Below are 20,908 nucleotides of genomic sequence, written 5' to 3' on the forward strand. Positions count from 1 at the left end.
ATTCCGGGCAGGGGGTGAGAAAGTCAGATGGTCGCCCTGGACTGCAGCGTGATCGCGCCGAGGTCCGGGACCGGGGCGGATGCTTCACCGGCGGCGACAGCCGGCCCGTGGCGGACGATGATGTCGACGAAGTCCGCAATCCGCGAGACGAACTCGGTATGCGTTGCGAGGACGCTGGGAAACAGGCCTCCGTCGACAAAGACGGAGCGAACGAATTCTGTAATGGAAGCGGCGTTGTCGGCCATTCCTGCCAAGCGCGGTCGAGCGGGGTCGGTCATGGATCGTGCATGGGGGCCTGGGTCGAAACCAGGCAGCGGGGCGATGCAGGCGAGATACGCCGCCACGGTCAGAGCAAGGAACTGCGGGACGTCACCGCGGCCGAGGTGTTCGAGTGCGGGGATCGGGATACGCTGCGCCAATTTGACCGATCCGTCGGAGCCGACCTGCGAGGTCCTGTGTCCCAGAGCGGTATTGGACCAACGCGAAAAGAGTTGCCGGATGTAGTCGTCCGTGTCGACCGCTTCGGGAACGGTGACTGTCGGCAGGTACTCGTCGCGCAGGATGCGGCGCGCCGCGTCCTCGACGAACGGTCGTGCCACGGACTCCGGGATGGTGGCACACCCGTCGAGTGCACCGAGGTACGCGATGAGCGAATGCGTCCCGTTGAGCAGCCGGACCTTCATCAGCTCGTACGGCTCGACGTCGTCGGTGAACAGCGCGCCGCCGTGCTCCCAGGCGGGACGGCCGGCGGCGAACTTCTCCTCCATCACCCACATCGTGAACGGTTCGGCGGGGACGGCGATCGTGTCCCGCACGCCGAGGTGTGTCAGGGCCGTCTCGTTGTATCGGTCCGAACTGGAGGGCACGATGCGGTCGACCATCGAATTGGGGAACGTCACGGACGCATCCATCCAGGTCAGTACCTCGTCGCGGAGCGGTGCCCTGAAGGTGCCGACGAACTCGCGCACGAGCCGTTCGGTCTGCCGCCCGTTGGCCAGCAGGTTGTCGCAGCTGAGGATGGTGATCGGGGTGCCGTGTGTGCTCGCCCGCAGGGCCAGTGCGCGGGCGATCTGTCCGATCGTCGTGCGCGGCGTCGAGGCCTCGCCGAGATCACGCCGGACGGCGTCGGAGTCGAGGTCGAGGGATCCGGTCTCGGGCGACACGGTGTACCCGTGTTCGGTCACGGTGATGGTCACGATCTTCGTTGCCGGATCCGCAATCGCGTGGACGACGGACTCCGGATCCTGTTCGGCCACCAGGGTCCCGGTGTGGGAGCCGGGAACACTGACACGCGATCCACCGGGTGAGATCTCGACGACGCTGTAGAGCAGGTCCTGCGCGGTCATCGCATCGGCGACTGCGCTCGACCGACTCGCCACACCGAGGATCCCCCACGGCCCGGGTTCGCGTTCCATTGCCAGCGCGGTGTAGACGGCCTGGTGGGCGCGATGGAAGTTGCCGAGCCCCAGGTGCACGATCCCGGTGCCTTCCGGCACCCGCCGGTGGATCAGTGCCGCGGCAGGAACGTTTCGGCGTGAGAGTGGGTGTTCGGTCATGCTCGTCACCAATCCGTCATGGAGCCGTCGCGGCGCCGGGCGACCGGGAGGTAGGCCTGTTCGTAGGGATACTTCGCGGCGAGTTCCTCGTTCATCGCCACTCCGACACCCGGTACGTCACCCGGGGTGAGGTGGCCGTCCGCGAACGACCACGCGTGCGGGAAGACCTCGCTGACGAGCGGGTCGTAGCCCATGTACTCCTGGATTCCGAAGTTCGGCGTCGCCAGCCCGAGATGCAGGCTCGCGCCCAGGGAGATCGGTGAGACGTCCGACGGTCCGTGTGGTCCGCCTCGCACCTGATACACCTCGGCGAGCGCAAATATCTTGCGGACGTGGCTGATTCCGCCGGCGTGGACGATCGCCACGCGAATGAAGTCGATCAGTTGCTCGGTGATCAGGTGCTGGCAATCCCAGATCGTGTTGAAGACCTCGCCGATCGCCAGGGGCGTCGTGGTGTGGTTGCGCACCAGACGCAACGCATCCTGGTTCTCGGCCGGCGTGACGTCCTCGAGCCAGAACAGATTCACGGGCTCGAGCGATTTGCCCAGCCGCGCGGCCTGCTGCGGGGTGAGTCGATGGTGGGCGTCGTGCAGCAACTTGAGGTCGGGGCCGACGTGGTCCCGGACCGCCTCGAGAACCCCGGGCACATGATTGAGGTAGGCGTCCGTGTCCCACACCTCTTCGACCGGGAGTGCGCCGCGGCTCGCGGGCTCGTATCCCGCCGCCCCCTTGTGCACGCCGTAGACCGAATCGAGTCCGGGAACCCCGGACTGCACACGAATCGCCTGGAAGCCCCTCTCCCGCTTGGCGTCGACGGAGTCGAGCAGCGCGGGCACGTCCCACCCGGTGGCGTGGGTGTACGACAGGACGCGGTCACGCACCGCACCGCCGAGCAACTGGTAGACGGGCTGGCCGAGCGTCTTGCCCTTGATGTCCCAGAGCGCCACGTCGACGGCGCCGATCGCGGCCATCGTGACCGGCCCGCGGCGCCAGTACACCCCCCGGTAGAGGTACTGCCAGGTGTCCTCGATCCGGGTCGCGTCCCGTCCGATCAGCAAGGGAGCGACATGGTCTCGCAGATACGATGCGACGGACAGTTCGCGGCCGTTCAGTGTGGCGTCACCGTAACCGACGACGCCGTCGGCGGTGGTGATCTTCAGGGTGACGAAGTTGCGGGTGGGGCTGCAGACAAGCACGTCCGCGGAGATGATCTTGTCGGTCATGCCGGTGATCCTTTCGCTCCGACGGCGGGGGCAACGACGTTGCGCAACTGCTCCCCGCATGCGAGTCGGGTGATGTTGTCGGTGATGTCGTCGACGCGGCCGAGGAACGTCTGCCGCGAGACCCCGGAAGAATGCGGCGTCATCATGATGTTGGGGAGTTCGGAGAACGGGAGGGCGCTGGGTGCACCGCGACCGTCGGGTCCGGGATAGTCGTACCAGACATCGATGGCCGCGGCCGCGATGGTCGACGAGGACAGCGCGTCGAACAGTGCCTGCTCCTGGACGAGAGGTCCGCGGCCCACGTTCACCAGCACACCGTCACTGCCGAGCGTGCGCAGTTCCTCCGCGCCGACCATTCCCCGTGTCCGGTCGTCGAGCGGTGCAGACACCACGACCACGTCGGATTCGGCGAGCAGGCGCTCGAGTTGGGAGACATCGGCCGCCCAGTCCAACCCCGCACCCCTCGCGTCGACATTGCCACGGCCGGTCACGGCGGCTCCTGTCGCGCCGAATGCCCGGAACAGATTCCACGCGGCGTTGCCGATATGGCCGAAACCCACGAAACCCACTCGCGCACCCTGCAGTGAATTCGACTGCGTAAGACGGTCGTCGTAGACCGACGTCGCCCACACCCCGCGCCGCAGGGCCGCGTCCTGGGCGACGAAGCCGCGCCGAAGCATCACTGCGGCCGCCACGGCGTATTCCGCGATCGACTTCTCGTGATGGAAGGTGTTCGCCACCAGCACGTCGGGAGCCAGGGCGTCGAACGAGATGTTGTCCGTGCCGGCGCCGGCGACGTGGACGAGGCGCAACGTGGTCGCGGACGACGCCATCGACGGCGTGAACTTTCCCCCGACGTACACGTCGGCGTCACGCAGATCCTCGATCAGGGCGGCCTCGTCGAAGCTGCCGTGCCAGGACAGTTGCGATCCTGCGGGAACCGCGGCATCGAACCGCGCCCGGTGTGGGATCAGATTACTGTCGGCAACAACGATTTTCATCTAACGGCTCTCTTTTCCGGGGCGAAACACCCGATCGTGCGCCGGTCCGGCCGACGCACGGACGACGAGTTGTGTGGGGAGGTGAACTTCGCGCACGTCGGAATCCGGTTCACTTGCGCGCTGGTGCACCAGGTCGAGACTCAGCACGCCGGCTCTCGCCATCGGCACGTTGACACTCGTGAGCGCGGGGTTGGCGAGCTCGGCCAGCGGTGAGTCGTCGATGCCGACGACGCTCAGATCGTCCGGGACCGAAAAGCCCATTGCACGGACGCCGTTCATCACACCGATCGCCATCGGATCGTTGTGTGTGATCACGGCGCTCGCACCGGTCGCGATCACACTCGCGGCCGCGGCATGACCACCCGCAAGGGTCTCCTGCTGCCAGCCGAGCAGGCTCAGCTGCACATCGCGGGACTTGCAGAATTCCTCGACCGCGGCGACGCGACGCTGATTCGACCAGGACTGCGGCGAGCCCTGGACGTAGGCGAGATGTTCGTGCCCGAGTGCGACCAGGTAGTCGATGGTCTGACGGAGACCGTCCTCGGAATCCGCCACGATGCAATCGCATTCGGGCGAGGACCGGTTGACGAGCACCAATGGGGTGTCGCCGGCGAGTTGCACGATGTCGGACGCGGGCAGTCGCGGCGCGCAGACGACGAGTGCGTCGACGCGACCCTGCAATTCGCCGAGGACCTCACGTTCACGATCCGCGCTGCCGTCCGTGTCGGTGAGGAGCACGGTCTGCCGCCGGTGCCACCCCTGAGCCTGCGCCGCCTTCACGAAACTCGCGAACACCGTGTGCCCGATGTCGGGCACCACGACAGCGACGGTGGTGGCCGTCGGCCTCACGGCGTCGTTGCGCGTCGGCGACGCCGCCCGGTAGCCGATCTCGTCGGCGACCGCGATGATCCGCGCGAGAGTGTCCGGTCCGATCCGGTCCGGGGCACTGAACGCCCGCGATGCGGTGGACAGGGATACCCCTGCGCGTTGAGCGACCTCGGTCAAGGTGGGTGCCACGGTGCTACCGCCTCGCTGTTCGTTGTGACTGCCGACACACACTATCCACCGACTTGCGCAAGATTGTCAATACTTGCGCAAGACTTGCGGCAACTGTTGTGCGTCGTGCGGGATCACACGTCCAGGAGTGACAACAACCGATCGGATTCGAACAGCGCGTCCCGGTCGAATGTGGACGTCGAGGCCAGGAGTTCGTCGGCGCCGGTGCGTGCGGACAGGGCGTCGAGCGCGACCCTCACCTGGTCGGCGGCGCCGTGGATCGACGACGCGATCGTGGCGTCGACCTGTTCCCGCAGCCGCGGGGTCCAGGGCTGAGCGTTTATGTCCGCGACCGATTCGAGCGGCGGAAATTCGCCGGTCCGGCTCGATTGGGCCAGTGCCCACGCCTCCGGGAGCAGCAGTTCGCGAGCCCGGCCGTCGTTCTCAATCATGACCTCGAGCGAAATCATCACGTACGGGTCTCGGTGTGCTGCGGACGGGACGAAGCTGTCGCGGTACCGGTCGAGTTCCGGGATGCGCGCGCCCGCCCCGTGGAGGATCGGCCCGCCGACCACCACCGGCAGGCCGGCCTTCGCGGCGTAGTCGAGTCCGCGGCGCGTGGCGAGAACGAACATCGGCGGCGGGGTCGCCACCTGGGGCCGGGCGGTCACCGCGCCCTTGCCCTCGAGGTAGCTCCGGACCTCGTCGAGGTCGTCCGCGAACGTGTCGGGGGCGTTGCGGTCGCGGCGCAGTGCCTCCCGCACCGGTTTCGTGAACCCCAGGGACCGTCCGACCCCCAAATCGATCCGGCCCGGGTACATGGCCTCGAGCATCAGGAACTGTTCGGCCACCACCAACGGCTGGTGGTTCGGCAGCATCACACCACCCGAGCCCAGCCGGATCCGGCTGGTGTGGGCGCCGAGGGCCGCGAGCAGCACGGGCGGTGACCCGCTCGCGATGCCCGGCACGGCGTGGTGCTCGGCCACCCAGAACCGCTCGAATCCGAGGTGTTCGGCGTGCACCGCCCGCTCGATCGTCCCGGTCAGCGCGGCAGAGTCGGGCGCACCCCGGCGCGTCCGGGACCGGTCCAGAATCGACAGCTTCACCTTGGACGCAACGGCCGCCGCGGTGCGCATATTTCCCCGGAGGCCGGCGGGCACGATCGGCGCCGACACTGCACAGCGGCGGCCGACTCGATGAGGCGTCGCGGCCGGGCCGCTGCCATACTGTCGCGCACGAAGTTCAACGGTCGTCGGGAGGTCAGTGGTGGGCAGCACGGAGGCGGTTCCGGACACTCCGGACGTCGAGTGGAACGAACTCGACGCCGCCGAGGTCGGGTACTCCTCGCAGATGGAGGAATGTTCCGACTTCTTCCGCCAGCCCGAGCTCGCCCACCTGCCCGATTCCCGGCTGGACGAGGCCCTGCGGTCGCTGACCGTGTCCGGGCGTTACGAGCAGACCCGGGAGGAGATCGAGATCGGCGCCCAGCTGGCCTGGCGCAACCACGCCCGGTGTGTGGGCCGAAAACATTGGCGGACGCTGAAGCTCCTCGACGCCCGGCACGCCACCAGCGCCGACGAGATCGCGGAGGCGTGCTGGGAGCATCTGCGGATCGCGACCAACGGCGGTGCGCTGCGGTCCGTGATCACCGTCGGTCCGCTACCTCTCGCCGACGGTCGCGAGTACAAGATCCTCAGCCCTCAGCTCATCCGGTACGCCGGCTACCGCAACGCGGACGGGACGGTGACCGGGGATCCCGCGCAGGTGGGTATCACCGAGGCCGTCACCAGGCTGGGGTGGCGCGGCGCCGGAACACGATTCGACGTGCTTCCCCTGCTGATCAGCACCCCGGACGAGCCGCTGCGCTGGTACGACGTTCCCCCGGAGTTGGTGCTCGAGGTCGAGATCGAGCATCCCGACCATCGCTGGTTCGCCGATTTCGGTCTCAAATGGCATGCCGTGCCCGCCGTGTCGAACATGAGCTTCTCCGTCGGCGGGCTGACGTATCCGCTCGCCCCGTTCAGCGGGTGGTACGTGAGCACGGAGGTCGGGGCCCGCAACTTCAGCGACCGGGACCGGTACGACATGCTGCCCGCCATCGCCGAGAAGCTGTGCCTGGACACGTCCTCGGAACGGACGCTGTGGCGCGACCGCGCACTGGTCGAATTGAACCGCGCAGTGATCCACAGCTACCGGCAGTCCGGGGTGCACATGGTCGATCATCACACCGTCGCGAAGCAGTTCATCAGCCACGTCGAACGCGAGGAGTCGCTGGGCCGCAAGTGCCCCACCGACTGGTCGTGGATCAACCCGCCGATGTCGGCGGCGCTCACCCCGACGTTCCACCGGCTCTACGACGCACCCGACATGGACCTCCGCCCCAACTTTCTCCCGGCGCCCGCGGCGGTGTCGAGTTGTCCGATCACCGGCGGGAACCTGTAGGACGCCGGCCCTACCCGGTCAGCCGCGGTAGGGCGGAGCGACGCCCCACCCCCAGTGCGGGACGGGTGCGTGCTCGACCACCTCGGCTCCCGGACTCGAATTCTGCAGGGCGAGCCTGGTCCCCCACTCGACGTATGCCATGAAGGCGGAGCGGAATTCGGGGTCGGCCGGCAGGGCCGCGTCGTCGGCGGCGAGGCTCATCGTGGCGGCGAAGCGGTGCCGCTGCTCCGGGGTGATGGCGAGACCGATGTGGTGCCGCAGCATCCGTTCGTAGCCACCGAGGTTCTCGGTGTATCCCGGCGGACCGCCGAACACCTCGCACCACCACAGGGTGACGTTGCGGCGATGCTCCTCGTGCACGCCGCCGGGAAACATCGGCGACAGCAGTTCGTCGCGCTCCACCCGGTCGTAGAAGGCATCGATCAGCCGCCGGAACGACTGCGCACCGCCCGCCCACTCGTACAGGGACGGGGTGTCCTGATCACTCATGCGAGCTCCCGATTTCCGTCGTCTCTCCATTACAATACACATCAGTATTGGATTGAAAAGAGGTTCGAGCATGAGTGTGGCCGGGCGCAGTCGCGACACCGACATCGATACCCGGGTCCTGAGAGTTGCGGGCCGGCAACTGTCCCGGGCCGGATACGACGCGATGTCGCTCGCCGCGATCGCGGCCGAGGCGGGTACCACCCGCCAGGCGCTGTACCGCCGGTGGGCGACGAAGGCGGAGTTGGCCGCGGCCGTCGTGGCGCAGTTGGCCGACGAGGCGACCGGCCGGTCGTCGTCGGACCCGTTCGGTGATCTGGTTCGCGAACTGGCCGACTTCCAGCGCGGGGTGTCGCGCACCGGCCGGCTGTCGCTGGTCGGGACGATGCTGCAGGACACGACGGACGGCGATGTCCGGGCGCAGTACCGTGCCCGGGTGGTGGCACCGCGCCGGCGCCGTATCCGCGACATCCTGGATCGCGCCGCGGAGCTGAAGATGATCGACGCCGACGCCGATCTCGAGGTCGCCGTCACGATGGCGACGGGCAGTTGGTACGGCCGCGCCCTGGCCGGCGATCCTCCCCCCGCGGACTGGCCCGCCCGGACCGCGACGCTGATCTGGCGGGCGGTCGGAGGTCCGGTTCCCTCCTGACGTGGTCCCTATGCAGCCGACCGGCGGTCGCCCATGTTCCGCGACATCAGGACTCCGGCGAGGAGGAGAACACCCGCGATCGCGATGAACCATCCCGTGCGGTGCAGTCCGTCGTCGCCGATGACGTGACCGGCGGTGGCCTGCAGCACGACGGCCGACAGGTTCGCCCCGATGTACTGCACGGTGCGGTACATCCCGATCGCCGTGCCCACTTCCTCGACGGACGTGACCGAGCTGATCAGATTCTGGTTGCCGATGTTGTTGAATCCGTTGGGGATTCCCAGTACCGCCGCCACCATCAGCAGCACGACAATCGGGGCGGTGCTGCTTTCCACCGACGCCAGGAGCACCCCGCCGACCAGCAGCGCGCACGTCCCGACGGTGAGTGTTCGGCGCACCCCGTGCCGCCGGTACGTCCGGGACGCGAGCAGCGTGGAGCCGATACCGACGACGGCGACGGGAAGCATCGTCAGCCCCGCTTCGGTGGCGCCCATCCCCCGGGAGTACTGCAGCCACTGCGGGATTCCGAAGAAGACGCAGTAGAAGGCCGTGTAGGTGAGGAGGGTCCGGGCGAGGGTCGCACTGAGCGCCCGGTTCCGGGCCAGTGCCCGAACGTCGATGAACGGTTCGTCCGCCCGGCGTTCCCACTGTACGAACAGGGCCAGCACCAGCGCCCACACGGGGATCAGCCACCACACGGGGTCGGTGGTGACCGACAGCAGGAACAGCATCGTGGACGAGATGAGCGCAAGGAACAGCAGGACCCCGACGACGTCGAGCGCGTGCACCAGTTGGCGTCGGCTGACCGACAGGCCGCCGACGAAGCCGACGTTCGCGAACTTCGTGACCGCCACGGCGCTGAACAGGACGATCGGGAGGTTGATCCACATGATCGACTGCCAGCCGAACGCCCCCACCAGCAGTCCGCCGAGCGTCGGGCCGAGCGCCACGACGGCCTGGCTGCAGATCGCGAGGGTCGTGATCGCGGTGCGCGGTTGCGCACCGTGCCGGTCCGCGTACCCGCGAATCATCGTCATCGCGTTGGGATACTGGGTGGCGGTTCCGATTCCGACGAGGATCCGGGAGAAAATCAGCCAGCCGACCGTCGGTGCGAGCAGACCGGCCACGGACCCCAGCGCCACGAGGGCGAGACCCCCGAGGTACACCTTCCGCGCTCCGAGAAGGGCGCCGAGTTTCCCCGCCATCGGCGCGGTGACGGCGGTGGCGATGTAGAGCGCGGAGATCACCCAGGTGATGCCGGACGACGAGCCGAACTGGGCGGCGATGCCGACGATCGCCACCGCGATCATCGACGAGTTCAGGGGTTGAAGGATGCTTCCGGTGGCGACTGATCCGCTGACCCGGAACGGTACGGACGGCGACTTCTGCGCGACAGCGGTGTCGGCGACGGTCGCGCTCACGAGTTCATCAGTGACTCCCGCTGCGGCGCCGACTCGGGGGATTCAGGGGTTGCTGCGAGTCGGCGGAGTAGCCGTCCGGCGATGAAGAGGAGGTCGCGTTCGGCCTCGGTGCATTCGGTGGCGAGCGCGGCCGAGAGCCATTCGCTCCGCCGCGACCGGTCGGCGGTGAGGGTCTGCAATCCCGGTGCGGTGATCGCGACGATGCTCGCCCGTGCATCCTGGGGGTCCACGGTGCGGGATACCATCCCGGAGTCCTCGAGGATCGAGACGGTCCGCGCGATGGACTGCGGCGCCACCTGCTCGAGATCGGCGAGGGCGCGGGCGCTCATCGGGCCCTCCCGGTCGAGATGCGCGAGGGCCTGCAACTGCGAGGGCGTGAGCAGGTGCCCGGACCGCTGGGTGCGGATGCGCCGGGTGAACATGACGACGTCCTCGCGGAGTCGATCAGCCTTCTCGTCCATGCGTTCGCCTCTCGTTCGCCGAGCAATTTCATTAGCCAGTCTAGCTGTTTTATTCACGCAGGTCAATCCCCGCATTACGCCGACTACGTGCGACTACGGTCCAAAATATTGCCAGCACAGCTGTCTAACTTTCCGTGAGTGGCCGGATTCACCCAGGCCGGGCGGGGTCGGCGGGTGTCTGACAGGAAACTCCGAGCCGATCGCTGGCAGTATGAGGAACGGCGAACGCTGATCGAGATCCGAAAGAAGGTGGTCGTGACTCTCCGCACACGGACAGCCGGCATCGTTGCAGTAGTGGCAATGACGTTCCTGGCCACGGCATGCACCATCGGAGACACCGGCACCTCGGAACCCCCGACCACCACCCAGGCAGCGCCCGCCACGATTGCCGTTCCCGCGGCCGACGGCGCGCCGATCAACCCGACCACCCCGATCGTGGTCACCGCCACGGGAGGCCGGCTGACCACCGTGACGGTCACGAATCCCGCGGACGCCGGCGCACCGGTCGCCGGTGCCCTCGCCCCCGACGGCACGAGTTGGACGAGCAGCGCGCCCCTCGGATACGAGTCCACGTACACGGTCGTCGCCGACGCGGTGAACCCCGACGGCGCTCCCGTCGAGCAGACGTTCACGGTGACGACGATGACTCCCGGTTCCACCGCGTACGCGAACGTCGTCCCGGCACCCGAGGTCGTCGCCGACACGGGCATCGGCGTCGGCCAGCCCATGGTGTTCCAGTTCACCTCGCCGGTCGCCAACAAGGCCGCGGTGCAGGAGCGACTGCACGTGACGACGACACCGCCGCAGCCCGGGGCCTGGTACTGGACCGACGACCAGAACGCGCACTATAGGGCCGCGAACTATTGGGCGCCGGGAACCAAGATCCACGTCGAGGCGGACGTGTTCGGCGTCGACCTGGGCGACGGCGTCTTCGGTGCCGAGAACAATGCCGCCGACTACACCGTGCACGACTCGTGGGTCGCCAAGGCGGACGGGGCCAGCGAGGTGCTCACCGTGTTCCACAACGGTGTCCAGGAGACCTCGATGCCGATGAGTCTCGGCTCCCCCGACCACCCCTCGCACGAGGGCCCGCACGTGGTCTCGGACAGGCAGCAGAGCATCATCATGGACTCCTGCACGTACGGCGTCTGCGCGGGCGACCCCGACTACTACCGCGAGAAGGTCGACCTGAACCTCCGCATCTCGAACGACGGCGAGTTCGTCCACTCGGCGCCGTGGTCGGTCGGCGATCAGGGCAGCAGCAACGTCTCCCACGGCTGCGTGAACCTGGCTCCGGCCAACGCCCAGTGGATGTTCGACCACTTCGGTATCGGCGACGTCGTCGAGATCACCAACTCGGGCGGACCGGTCCTGCCCGTGTGGGACACGTACGGGGACTGGGAGGTCCCGTGGGCCGAGTGGCAGGCAGGTAACGCAACCGGATAGGAGGCGCTCGTGAGTTCACCATCCGCGGAATGTGTCGCGCAGCTGAAGGCGGTGCTTCCGCACCGGGTTCATCTGCCGGGCACCGACGACTACCGCACGGCACTGAGCAGAGTGTTCTTTCCCGACGCCGCGCGACGCCGGCCGTCCTGCGTCGTCGAACCGGAGTCCGTGGAGGAAGTCTCCACCGTCATGCGGGTCGTGCACCGGACGGGAGGCACCGTCACCGTCCGCGGCGGCGGGCTGAGTTCCAACTGCGTCGCCGACGACGCCGTCATGCTCGACCTGTCTGCCCGGATGAACACGGCCCGGCCCGAGGACGATCGAGTGGTCGTGGCCGGCGGCGCCACCGTGGGAACCATGCTGGACGCCCTCGCCCCCACCGGCCGGGTGGTGCCGGTCGGGATCGTCGGGCATGCGGGCTTCGGACTCGTCACCCGTGGCGGCGTCGGGTACCTCACCCGCAGTCTCGGGCTGACCGTCGACCAGCTGCTCGAGGTCGAACTCGTGCTGCCCTCCGGCGAAGTCGTGCACCTGTCCGATGCCAGTGCCGGCGACGAGGCCGATCTGTGGTGGGCGGTCCGGGGTTGCGCACCGTGCTTCGGTGTCGTCACGTCGGCGGTGCTGCGCACGCATCCGCAGGGCCCGGTGTGGGTCGATCGGATGGTGCTCGGACTCGAAGCGCTCGCCACCTATTTCCGTGTCGCACCAACCCTTCCGCGTGACACGACAATGGGCGCGGTGCTCGGCTACAGCGCACTGTCCGCCGACGAACCCGTCCTCTTCGTGTACACCGCGTGCGCGAGCGCGGACGCATCCGACATCGACCGCGCCCGGGCCGCCGCCACCTCGGTCGCCGCCGTGTCGGGCAGCGTGCTGTACCGGGCCGAGACCTCGGGCGACTACCTCTCCGGGCTACCCGAATTCGCACCACCCGGAGCCGACGGCGAAGAACCGGAACCGATCCGGCTGCCCGAACCGGGCGAACGCCGGGGCTCGTTCTTCGGGAAGGCCGTCTTCACCGGACCGACCCTCGACTCCCAACTCGCAGAAGCCCTGGCCACCCAGATCCGCGGAGCGCCGACGCGGGAATGTCGAATCGACTTCCAGCACACCGGCGGTGCGCTCGCCGACGTGGGCGACAAGGACACCGCCTTCTGGGGCCGCGGCGGCGAATGGAACATCCCCCTCAACGCCATCTGGTCCGACCCCTACGACGGCGCCGCCTGCCTGTCGTGGGCGGGCGGCACCCTCGACGCGCTCGCACCCCACACCACCGGCGTCTACAGCGTCGAAGTCCGGCCCGGATTCCCCGAGACCGGTGCCGAGATCGACGCGGCCTACGGCGGAAACCTCCGGCGCCTCCGAGAACTACGGCAGCGGCACGATCCGATGGGGGTGCTGACGCACTACCCGCTGTAGATAGGCGATCATCACCGACTCGGTAGCCGCGGTCGACGTCGTGGCACCGAGCCCCGCAGTGAGAGGGTGAGACGGCGCTTGGAGTAGATCAGGACGTAGCCGCCCGCGCTCCTTTGTAGTCGGCTTCGAGCCACAGTTTGTGAAGTTCTTGGAGTGAGCGCTGCATTTCCTTCACCGCTTTGGCGGAGTCTCGTGCCCACAGGTGCTTCATGAAGCGTCGCCGCGATCGAAGCACCACGTCATCCTCTGTCGGACCGACCGCAAGTACGAGGTCGCGCATGACTTCCATCAGCGACTTCATCACGGCGACCATGACGGGATTGCCTGTCGCCTCCGCAAGCAGATTGTGAAACTCGACATGGACGAGGGCTTTCCTCTCCCAGTCTTCCGCCTCGGTCAAGGCTTCTGCGTGGGAAATATTCGCTTCGAGACGTTCGAGCATGGCGTCATCTGCGCGCTCACACGCCACCTCGATCACGGTCGACTCGATCCATCCACGCGCGTCCCGCAGGTCGCTGAGCGAGAAATGGCCCAGTTCCAGCATGTCGGACATGCTGGCCGCCACCCTGCCGGGGTCTGCGGCAGCAATGAATGCGCCGCCGGTTGCCCCGCGCCGGAGTTGAATCAAGCCGGAGATCTCGAGCATGCGCAGCGCTTCGCGCACGGTGTTGCGGCTGACCTCGAATTGCTCGGCGAGGGCCCGCTCCGCGGGAAGTCGATCACCGGTGCGCAACTCTCCACTGCGGACCATTCCGCGCACCTGGCTGATGATCTCTTCGAACGCTCGGCGAGGCTTCGCCGGCTGAAATGTCGGCGTGCCCACGGGCCCTCCTCTAACTTCACAAATACCTTTGGCTCTACCAATGGTAAGTGTATCCGAAGAACCACGTGCGCTGACGGGTACGCTCACCGCCGGTCGGCTGAAGGTTCGCCGAGCCAACTCCTCACGGAGGAGTTGTGCTGACCGAGCGTGGGCGGCGGTAGGTGCGTTCGCCTCCCTCCGGCATGAGAATTGTCATCGAATCGAATGGTCGGACCAGGAAGTGAAAGAGTTCCTTGCGTGGCATGGTCGACTTCGATGAGGAGTCCCTGCGAGATCGTCTGGTCCCACTTGTACACCTCGTCGAGACTGCGCACCATCCCCGACGGCACCCCTGCTGCAGTCAGGACTTCCAGCCAGTGCTCGGCTGGGCGTTCGCCGAAGATCGCCTCGATCTCGTCGGTCAGTTCGGCCCGCAACTCGACGCGATGTTGGTTCAGCTCGAATCGTCGATCGGCGGGGTCCAGCCCGACAGCGGTTGCGAACGCCCTCCATAGCGATTCCGATCCGCAGGCGACCTGGATCGGTGCGCTCGCCGTGCGGAAGAGTCCGTAGGGTGAGATCGCCGGATGGTGCGAACCCGAGGTAGCCGGGACTTCCCGCCCGACGGTCCACCGAGTCCCCTGGAAGGCGTGTGCCCCGACAACAGCGGCCAGCAACGAGGTCCGCACGACGCGGCCCTTTCCGGTGCGTTCCCGTTCGTAGAGGGCGGTGAGGACACCGTAGGCGCCGTTCATGCCGGCCAACAGGTCCGCGATAGGCACACCGACCTTCGTGGGCTCGTCCGCGTCGGGCCCGGTCACGCTCATCAGCCCGCCTTCACCCTGCAAGATCTGGTCGTACCCCGGGCGTGCGGAGTCTGGGCCATCGTGCCCGAAACCCGTGATCGACAGAATGATCAGGGCCGGATTGAGCTCATGGAGCCTCGTGGTCGAAAAACCCAGACGGTCGAGAACGCCCGTTCGAAAGTTCTCGATCACTACGTCGGCGCGCTGTACGAGGCGACGGAAGATCTCCCCGTCGCGTTCGTCCTTCAGGTCGAGGGTGATCGACTCCTTGTTCCGGTTCGCGCAGAAGAAGTACGTCGATTCAACGTCCTCCCCTTCGCCGACGAATGGTGGTCCCCATCCGCGGCTGTCGTCCCCGGTCGGCCGTTCGATCTTCACAACGCGGGCGCCCATATCGCCCAGCATCATTGCCGCTTGGGGTCCTGCCAGTGCACGCGACAGGTCGAGGACAAGGACTCCCCCCAGCGGGGAGTCGTCAACATCGACGCTCGTCATCTGACTCCTTCGCTCGCGAGTTCGGCGCACCCCGGCAGGGCGAGGTCGTTCCAGTCCGCCCCCTTCGCAATCAGGGGGCGGAAGGCCATCAGTTGCCGCGTGGCGGCGAGGCCGAGAGCGCCGACCAGGCGTCCTTCACGCCCGTACAGGACCACGTACTCGTTCCCGTCGAGGCTTCCGTGCACGACGTGTGTGGCGTCGAACCCCTTCGACGTTCCGAGAAACTGCAGCCGCCGGCCGTACTGATCGGACCAGAAGTACGGCACCGGCCCCGCGGTCCTACCCGCCGCCGAGGGGAAGACGATGTTGTGCGCCACGGCCGCGCCGTGCTCTTTCGCCGTAGTCCAGTGTTCGATCCGCTGGTGTGTCTGCGCCTGCGGATCCCACCACGCGGCGACGTCGCCCGCGCCGTACACTCCTGCAATCGCGGTGCGCCCGAACTCGTCACAGATGACACCGCCGTCGACGGTGACCCCGGAACCGGCGAGCCACTCCGTCGCGGCCACCGCGCCGAGCCCGAGAACAACCAAGTCGGCGTCGAGCACGGTGCCGTCGGTCAACACGACCCGCTCGACACGATTCCGGCCCTCGACGCGGTCCACTCCGACGCCACAGAGAAGGCGGACTCCGTGCGCGTGGTGCCGGGTTGCCATCGCCTGGGCAACCGGGTCGCCGAACAGGTGAGAGAACGGCAACTCACGCGCCTCGACTATCGTCACATCGGCTCCGAGTTCGACTGCGACAGCTGCGGCCTCGGCGCCGATGAATCCGCCCCCCACGATGACGAGTTTGGGTTTGGCGGCCAGGGCCTGCCGAACCACGCGACTGTCGTCGAGGGTGCGAATGGTGTGGACGCCCGGCAGCATGAAATCTTCGGGTAGCCGCCGCGCTGTGACACCCGTGGCGAGCACGATCGCGTCCGCGGTCAGTTCGGTGCCGTCGTGGAACTTCACGGTCCGTGTGGATCCGTCCAACGACACCGCCCGTTTCCCGAGGATCAGGTCGATCCCCTTGTCACGGTAGTGCTGCTCGGAGCGCAACAGGGACGTGCTCGGATCCCAGTCTGCCTTCAGTGCTTGTTTCGACAGTGGTGGCTTGTCGTACGGTAGGTGGGATTCGGAGTCGACGAGCGTGATCGTCCCCCCCATCCCATTGGCCCGCAGCGCATCCGCTGTGGCGACGCCTGCCACGGAGGCGCCGACGATGAGTGCGTCCATGGTTCTACTCCTCGATGACGATGGCGTCGGTAGGGCAGGCGTCAGCCGCGGCGCGCGCGCACTCGTGCAGATGGACCGGCACCTCTCCGTCGATCAGTACGACCGCGATTTGATCACTGTCGATGTCGAACAGTTCCGGTGCGGCCGTGAGGCACGCCGCAAAGCCACAGCATTTACTTTCCTCGACTAGAACTTTCATCACCACTCCTTTCAATGGTTCTACCTATGCGGCGTGCATGAAGCGCGCCTTCTATTTCGTACTGGATACCGTCTACACCCGTGAAAGCACTGCCTCGTTGTCGGCGCCGAGCTCCGCTACGGGAACTACGGCACTGCTCCGACTCAATTGAGACTGGAACGGGGCACCCACATACTGATAGCTGCCGGCGGCATCGCGAGCGGTCTGCAGGGAACCGCGTGCAGCAAGGTGTTCGTCGCGGAGCGCCTCCTCCACCGTCCTGAACCGACTGCACGGCACTCCACGGGCGAGCAAATACTTCTCGACGTCCGCGGCATCCTGGCCGCTGACCCAGGCGGCGATGATCTCTTGCCATTCCTCCCAGTGCTGTTCGCGACAGGACATCGTCGAAAACCGTTGATCTGTCAAGAGTTCGGGACGATTCATCGCCTCCGCCAGCGTCTGGAAATTGCGGTCAGTTATTGCGGCGATGATGACGAACTCCTCGCCTGCACGCGCCGGGCGATACACGGTCTTTCCCGGCTTCGGTCCGCCCGCCTGTGCGGCCTGGGTCTCGTACACCAGCGTGGACAGCATGGTGTCGAGCAGCGCCACGTCGAGGTGGTCACCGCGGCCGTGGGTGGCTCTACCGATCAGTCCGGTCACGACGGCGCCGTAGGCCACCTGTCCCGCCATGACGTCGGCCACGAATGTTCCCGTGGAGGCGGGAGCATCGGCCGCGCGTTGGTATTGCATGTTGGCGGTGTCGTAGCCGGACACCGCGTGCAAGATCGGTGCATACGCTGGGTGACCTGACTTGGGGCCCGTCTGTCCGTACCCGGAGATGGAGCAATAGATCAGGCGTGGGTTGACCGCAGCGCAGGTTTCGTAGTCCAGTCCGAGCTTCTTCATCACTCCCGGCCTGAAGTTTTCGATGACGACATCGGCCTCGGCGATCAGGTCGAGCGCCTGCTTGCGTGGAGCAGCCTGCTTGAGATCGAGCATCACGCTCTTCTTGCCGGCATTCAACGCACCGAAATAGCTGCTGAGCCCGTTGCGAATCGGCGTCCGTTTCCGCATCGGGTCCCCTTCGGGTGACTCGATCTTGATCACCTCTGCCCCCGCGTCGGCGAGCAGGCGGGCACCATATGGACCCGCGATCATGATCGTGAAATCCACGACCGTGATGCCAGCCAAGGGCGCCGCCGGAGCCGGGTTCACCGGAGGATCCTCTTCGCGATGATGTTGCGCTGGATCTGACTGGTTCCTTCGTAGATCGAGATGAGCTTGGCATCTCGCATGTAGCGCTCGACCGGGTGGTCGGACATGTACCCGGCTCCACCGAGAATCTGGACTGCGTTCGCCGTGACGTGGTCGACGGTTTCTGCTGCGAAAAGCTTTGCCATGGAGGAGAGTTTCGTCACCTCGTCCTGAGGCGCACCGCGATCGTAGGCGGCCGCGCACTTGTAGACGAGGAGCCGCGCGGCTTCGATCCGTGTGTAGTCCTCAGCCATCATCCACCGCAATCCTTGGAATTCGGAGATGGACCGGCCGCCGGCCTGTCGCTGCTTCGCGTAGTCGATGGCGTAGTCGAGGGCACACTGCGCGGCACCGACGGCGATGGCCGACACCGTCGGACGGTTCAGATGCAGACCGTGCATGGCTGCGCCGAACCCATTGCCTTCCTCGCCGACCATGTACGCATCGTCGACGGTGACATCCTCGAGGACGATCTCGTTGTTCGGAACGCCGTGCTGGCCCATCTTGTCGTTATTTTTGGTGACGATCCATCCGGGCTGGTCGGTGTCGATGAGGAACGCGCTGATTCCCTTCGTTCCCGGCCGCTCGTTGGTCCGCGCGAACACGAGGGCATACTTCGCCATGCTGCCCCAGGTAATGAATTGCTTTGCTCCGTTGATGATCCAGCGGGACCCATCTTTGGTGGCGCGGGTTGTCATCAGCGAGGGGTCGGAACCCGCGTCGGGCTCGGTGATGGCGATGCAGGTGATCGTTCTGCCCTTCGCGAGTTCGGGCATCACTTCGTCGAGGACTCGGCTGCTTGCGCTTCCGAGCATCGCGTTGACGACGATACTGTTCTGACCTGCGAGTTGAGAAAGAGCCATCGAACCGGAATATGCCACCTCTTCGCGGGCGATGCATCCTGACAGCAGGTCGCCCCCGGGTCCGCCGTACTGCTCGGGCACTACCAGTTGCACGAGTCCCATGTCGCCGAAGATTTCGATGAGGTGTTCGGGGAACTTGTTCGTCTTGTCGATTTCGTTTGCGATCGGTGCGACGTGCTTCTGCGCCATGTCACGAACTGCGAGCCGGAAGTCTTCGTGTTCCTGAGACAGAGTCATTTCTTTGCTCCATTCGAGGTGATCGTGTTGCTGTTCGCGTGGGACAGCGTTGTCGGTGGGTTCGCTGTACCGAGGAAGGCCAGCGCGTTCTTTGTGGTTCGGTCTTGCCATTCGCTGCCGAGTTGCAGAGAGCCGCGCGCGGCCGCTGCGGCGAACGAAGCTCCGATGGGGTGTTCCTGTGCCGCGAACGGGTAGTCGGAGCCGACTACCAGGTGTTCTGTTCCGAAGGTGTCTTCGGCCAGAGTCAGGACGGACGGATCGTAGGTGAGCCCGTCAGCCCAGAACCGCATCAAGACGGACCTCGGATCGTCAATAGGTGTGCGCGACTGTGTGGGTTGCCTCTGCCAGCCGTTGTGGAGGCGACCCCGCAATGCCGGAACCCCGGCGCCGCCGTGGGCGAGACATATTCGCAGACCGGGGTGACGGTCCATGACTCCTCCGAACACGAGAGAACCGACTGCGAGTTCGGTCTCCACCGGCCTGCCCAGCCCGAACGCCAGGCCGTTGTGGCTCGATCGCCGTGGCTCGACCGGCTGCCACGGGTGCACGAAGACGGCGGCGTCGAGGTGGTCCAGCGCACGGAAGACGCGGTCGAGTTCGGAATCGTGCAGGAGATACCGGTGGGCGTGGGTGCCGATCTCGACTCCGTGCATCGCCAGAGTTGTCCGCACCCGGTGTGCTTCCGTCTCCGCCGCCGCGGGGTCCTGGAGCGGCAGGGTTCCCAGGCCGTAGAGCCGGCCATCGCCCTCTGCGACGAGGTCGGCGAGGGCGTCGTTCTGCGCCCGGGCGTACTGGATCGCGATCTCGGGGTCTGCATCGTAGAGGAACGTGAACGGCGTCGGCATCACCACCTGGGCGTCGATTCCCGCACGGTCCATATCCCGCAGCCGTGCCGCCGGGTCCCAGGCGGACGAGTCCAGGATGCGAACCAGCTTGTCACGTTGATAGATCTCGGCCTGGTTCCCCTTGTCGACAACGACTGGCCAACCCTCGGCTATCGCGCCGGCGGAAGGTGGGGCGAGGTCGCGCGGGAAGAAGTGAGTGTGAACATCAAGCATCGAGGTCTACCGGCGGTCGCCAGACATTCGAAGTCCACCGTCCCGGTGCCATCGATCGCGGCCGGTGAGCGGGGTCGGTGATCTTGCCGTGGTCGATGCAGAATTCGACCGTGGCGGGGCCGGGAAGTCCCTTGCCGTAGAAGCCCATCGAGCCCGACGTGGGATGACGCAGAAGGTCGCGATCGAGTGGCGCGTCCCGTTCGATGAAGTTCTGCCGAACTCGCATCAGATCGTCGATGTCGTTGAAGTGGAGTGCGACGTGGTCGAGAAATGGAGGTTCGGCGCGGCCGGCGCCGAGGACCAACGCGTGGTGGAACTGATTACCGGCCCGAAGGAAGATCGTCCTGTCGACAACCCGGTCGGACTCGAGAAGACCCAGGACGCGACCGTAGAAATCGAAAGATTTCTCGAGATCTGCGACCCCGATGACAGCATGCAACAGTTCGGAGGGATTGATCCACGGCCTTGTCGGGTTGATTCCGACGTTGCCCATCGCATCGAACAGCTCGACCTCGTAGCCGCTCGGATCGGTGAATCGGATGGCGTCTCCGGTCCATTCGCCCGGGTGCTCCGTCACGGCGAACCCTTCGCTTTCGAGTCTCGCTCGATAGGTGTCGAGATCCTCGCGCTTGCGGACCTCGAACGCGAGGCGTCGTAGACCGGCCTTGTGTTCGGCCTTGTGCAGCACAATCCAGTGGTGATCGGTGCCTCCCCGAAGGTAGACGGCATCCTCGGAGCGCTCGGACACTTCCAACATGCCGAGAGTGGTCCAGGCCTTGGTGGCCCCGTCGAGGTCTTCGACATCAAGCGCGACATAACCCATTCGCCACGGAATGAGGTGTTCCCTCGTATGTGCTTCAGTCATGGTTGTCAGTCCTTTCGTTTCGAC

The 20,908-nt window shown here is 66.4% G+C and carries 20 protein-coding genes; 4 read left to right on the plus strand and 16 right to left on the minus strand.

The annotated features are described in order from the left end of the window. Window positions 1-23 precede the first annotated feature (23 nt). The 5 genes from CA951_RS30795 to CA951_RS30815 all read right to left on the minus strand — a co-directional run bounded on the left by CA951_RS30795 (window position 24) and on the right by CA951_RS30815 (window position 5,882). Window positions 24-1,556, minus strand: a complete 1,533-nt coding sequence (locus CA951_RS30795) for a mannitol dehydrogenase family protein (protein WP_087560464.1) — start codon at window positions 1,554-1,556, stop codon at window positions 24-26. Between the two features lie 5 nt (window positions 1,557-1,561). Beyond that, complete coding sequence (gene manD / locus CA951_RS30800) at window positions 1,562-2,779, minus strand: D-mannonate dehydratase ManD (RefSeq protein WP_087560465.1); 1,218 nt, start codon at window positions 2,777-2,779, stop codon at window positions 1,562-1,564. Then, window positions 2,776-3,780 carry a 2-hydroxyacid dehydrogenase gene (locus tag CA951_RS30805; protein WP_087560466.1) on the minus strand — a complete coding sequence of 335 codons (1,005 nt, stop codon included), beginning with the start codon at window positions 3,778-3,780 and terminating at the stop codon, window positions 2,776-2,778. The genes manD and CA951_RS30805 overlap by 4 nt, the downstream gene beginning before the upstream one ends. After that, on the minus strand, window positions 3,781-4,797 hold the full coding sequence (locus tag CA951_RS30810; RefSeq protein ID WP_087560467.1) for a LacI family DNA-binding transcriptional regulator: 1,017 nt from the start codon (window positions 4,795-4,797) through the stop codon (window positions 3,781-3,783). Window positions 4,798-4,910: 113 nt separating this feature from the next. Then, the gene (locus CA951_RS30815; protein ID WP_087560524.1) at window positions 4,911-5,882 is read right to left on the minus strand and encodes an LLM class flavin-dependent oxidoreductase; all 972 of its coding nucleotides are present in this window, start codon (window positions 5,880-5,882) and stop codon (window positions 4,911-4,913) included. Window positions 5,883-6,126: 244 nt separating this feature from the next. Here CA951_RS30815 and CA951_RS30820 point away from each other — a divergent pair, with 244 nt between their 5' ends. Then, a complete protein-coding gene (locus CA951_RS30820) occupies window positions 6,127-7,218 on the plus strand; it encodes a nitric oxide synthase oxygenase (protein WP_087560525.1) in 1,092 nt (363 codons plus the stop codon). An 18-nt stretch (window positions 7,219-7,236) separates the two neighbouring features. On the opposite strand, the gene CA951_RS30825 is transcribed toward CA951_RS30820, so the two are convergent. Continuing rightward, window positions 7,237-7,707 carry a group II truncated hemoglobin gene (locus CA951_RS30825; RefSeq protein WP_087560468.1) on the minus strand — a complete coding sequence of 157 codons (471 nt, stop codon included), beginning with the start codon at window positions 7,705-7,707 and terminating at the stop codon, window positions 7,237-7,239. 70 nt (window positions 7,708-7,777) lie between these two features. Between CA951_RS30825 and CA951_RS30830 the strand changes: the two genes are divergently transcribed. Next, window positions 7,778-8,356, plus strand: a complete 579-nt coding sequence (locus CA951_RS30830; protein WP_087560469.1) for a helix-turn-helix domain-containing protein — start codon at window positions 7,778-7,780, stop codon at window positions 8,354-8,356. Between the two features lie 8 nt (window positions 8,357-8,364). On the opposite strand, the gene CA951_RS30835 is transcribed toward CA951_RS30830, so the two are convergent. Together CA951_RS30835 and CA951_RS30840 are read right to left on the minus strand one after the other, a co-directional pair. Next, entirely contained in the window at window positions 8,365-9,777 is a 1,413-nt protein-coding gene (locus CA951_RS30835; protein WP_087560470.1) for an MFS transporter, read from the minus strand. Further along, entirely contained in the window at window positions 9,774-10,238 is a 465-nt protein-coding gene (locus CA951_RS30840) for a MarR family winged helix-turn-helix transcriptional regulator (protein ID WP_087560471.1), read from the minus strand. The genes CA951_RS30835 and CA951_RS30840 overlap by 4 nt, the downstream gene beginning before the upstream one ends. Window positions 10,239-10,487: 249 nt before the next feature. Here CA951_RS30840 and CA951_RS30845 point away from each other — a divergent pair, with 249 nt between their 5' ends. Both CA951_RS30845 and CA951_RS30850 read left to right on the plus strand, forming a co-directional pair. After that, entirely contained in the window at window positions 10,488-11,684 is a 1,197-nt protein-coding gene (locus CA951_RS30845; RefSeq protein ID WP_087560526.1) for an Ig-like domain-containing protein, read from the plus strand. A 9-nt stretch (window positions 11,685-11,693) separates the two neighbouring features. Next, a complete protein-coding gene (locus CA951_RS30850) occupies window positions 11,694-13,103 on the plus strand; it encodes an FAD-binding protein (RefSeq protein ID WP_087560472.1) in 1,410 nt (469 codons plus the stop codon). An 88-nt stretch (window positions 13,104-13,191) separates the two neighbouring features. Here the strand turns inward: CA951_RS30850 and CA951_RS30855 are convergent, their stop codons facing one another. The 8 genes from CA951_RS30855 to CA951_RS30890 form a co-directional block, all read right to left on the minus strand. Then, window positions 13,192-13,926 (minus strand): FadR/GntR family transcriptional regulator, encoded by a 735-nt coding sequence (locus CA951_RS30855; protein WP_087560473.1) that lies wholly within the window; start codon window positions 13,924-13,926, stop codon window positions 13,192-13,194. Window positions 13,927-14,009: 83 nt separating this feature from the next. Continuing rightward, the gene (locus CA951_RS30860; RefSeq protein ID WP_087560474.1) at window positions 14,010-15,206 is read right to left on the minus strand and encodes a CaiB/BaiF CoA-transferase family protein; all 1,197 of its coding nucleotides are present in this window, start codon (window positions 15,204-15,206) and stop codon (window positions 14,010-14,012) included. Beyond that, window positions 15,203-16,423 carry an NAD(P)/FAD-dependent oxidoreductase gene (locus CA951_RS30865; RefSeq protein WP_087560475.1) on the minus strand — a complete coding sequence of 407 codons (1,221 nt, stop codon included), beginning with the start codon at window positions 16,421-16,423 and terminating at the stop codon, window positions 15,203-15,205. The genes CA951_RS30860 and CA951_RS30865 overlap by 4 nt, the downstream gene beginning before the upstream one ends. Before the next feature lie 4 nt (window positions 16,424-16,427). Continuing rightward, window positions 16,428-16,622: a ferredoxin gene (locus CA951_RS30870; RefSeq protein WP_087560476.1), complete on the minus strand. Its 195-nt coding sequence runs from the start codon at window positions 16,620-16,622 to the stop codon at window positions 16,428-16,430. Window positions 16,623-16,694: 72 nt separating this feature from the next. Then, window positions 16,695-17,822 carry a CaiB/BaiF CoA-transferase family protein gene (locus tag CA951_RS30875; RefSeq protein WP_087560477.1) on the minus strand — a complete coding sequence of 376 codons (1,128 nt, stop codon included), beginning with the start codon at window positions 17,820-17,822 and terminating at the stop codon, window positions 16,695-16,697. After that, window positions 17,819-18,961 carry an acyl-CoA dehydrogenase family protein gene (locus CA951_RS30880; RefSeq protein WP_087560478.1) on the minus strand — a complete coding sequence of 381 codons (1,143 nt, stop codon included), beginning with the start codon at window positions 18,959-18,961 and terminating at the stop codon, window positions 17,819-17,821. Before CA951_RS30880 ends, CA951_RS30875 begins: the two co-directional genes overlap by 4 nt. After that, window positions 18,958-20,019 carry an amidohydrolase family protein gene (locus tag CA951_RS30885; protein WP_087560479.1) on the minus strand — a complete coding sequence of 354 codons (1,062 nt, stop codon included), beginning with the start codon at window positions 20,017-20,019 and terminating at the stop codon, window positions 18,958-18,960. The genes CA951_RS30880 and CA951_RS30885 overlap by 4 nt, the downstream gene beginning before the upstream one ends. Further along, the gene (locus tag CA951_RS30890) at window positions 20,012-20,884 is read right to left on the minus strand and encodes a VOC family protein (protein ID WP_087560480.1); all 873 of its coding nucleotides are present in this window, start codon (window positions 20,882-20,884) and stop codon (window positions 20,012-20,014) included. The genes CA951_RS30885 and CA951_RS30890 overlap by 8 nt, the downstream gene beginning before the upstream one ends. Window positions 20,885-20,908: the final 24 nt, after the last annotated feature.

Source organism: Rhodococcus sp. NCIMB 12038 (assembly GCF_002165735.1).
Lineage (GTDB): Bacteria > Actinomycetota > Actinomycetes > Mycobacteriales > Mycobacteriaceae > Rhodococcus_F.

Excerpts from the sequence above, each read along its gene's own strand:
- CA951_RS30795 (WP_087560464.1), bottom strand. The coding sequence starts at position 1,556 with ATGACCGAACACCCACTCTCACGCCGAAACGTTCCTGCCGCGGCACTG.
- manD (WP_087560465.1), bottom strand. The coding sequence starts at position 2,779 with ATGACCGACAAGATCATCTCCGCGGACGTGCTTGTCTGCAGCCCCACC.
- CA951_RS30805 (WP_087560466.1), bottom strand. The coding sequence starts at position 3,780 with ATGAAAATCGTTGTTGCCGACAGTAATCTGATCCCACACCGGGCGCGG.
- CA951_RS30820 (WP_087560525.1), top strand. The coding sequence starts at position 6,127 with ATGGAGGAATGTTCCGACTTCTTCCGCCAGCCCGAGCTCGCCCACCTG.
- CA951_RS30825 (WP_087560468.1), bottom strand. The coding sequence starts at position 7,707 with ATGAGTGATCAGGACACCCCGTCCCTGTACGAGTGGGCGGGCGGTGCG.
- CA951_RS30830 (WP_087560469.1), top strand. The coding sequence starts at position 7,778 with ATGAGTGTGGCCGGGCGCAGTCGCGACACCGACATCGATACCCGGGTC.
- CA951_RS30840 (WP_087560471.1), bottom strand. The coding sequence starts at position 10,238 with ATGGACGAGAAGGCTGATCGACTCCGCGAGGACGTCGTCATGTTCACC.
- CA951_RS30860 (WP_087560474.1), bottom strand. The coding sequence starts at position 15,206 with ATGACGAGCGTCGATGTTGACGACTCCCCGCTGGGGGGAGTCCTTGTC.
- CA951_RS30865 (WP_087560475.1), bottom strand. The coding sequence starts at position 16,423 with ATGGACGCACTCATCGTCGGCGCCTCCGTGGCAGGCGTCGCCACAGCG.
- CA951_RS30870 (WP_087560476.1), bottom strand. The coding sequence starts at position 16,622 with ATGAAAGTTCTAGTCGAGGAAAGTAAATGCTGTGGCTTTGCGGCGTGC.
- CA951_RS30880 (WP_087560478.1), bottom strand. The coding sequence starts at position 18,961 with ATGACTCTGTCTCAGGAACACGAAGACTTCCGGCTCGCAGTTCGTGAC.
- CA951_RS30885 (WP_087560479.1), bottom strand. The coding sequence starts at position 20,019 with ATGCTTGATGTTCACACTCACTTCTTCCCGCGCGACCTCGCCCCACCT.
- CA951_RS30890 (WP_087560480.1), bottom strand. The coding sequence starts at position 20,884 with ATGACTGAAGCACATACGAGGGAACACCTCATTCCGTGGCGAATGGGT.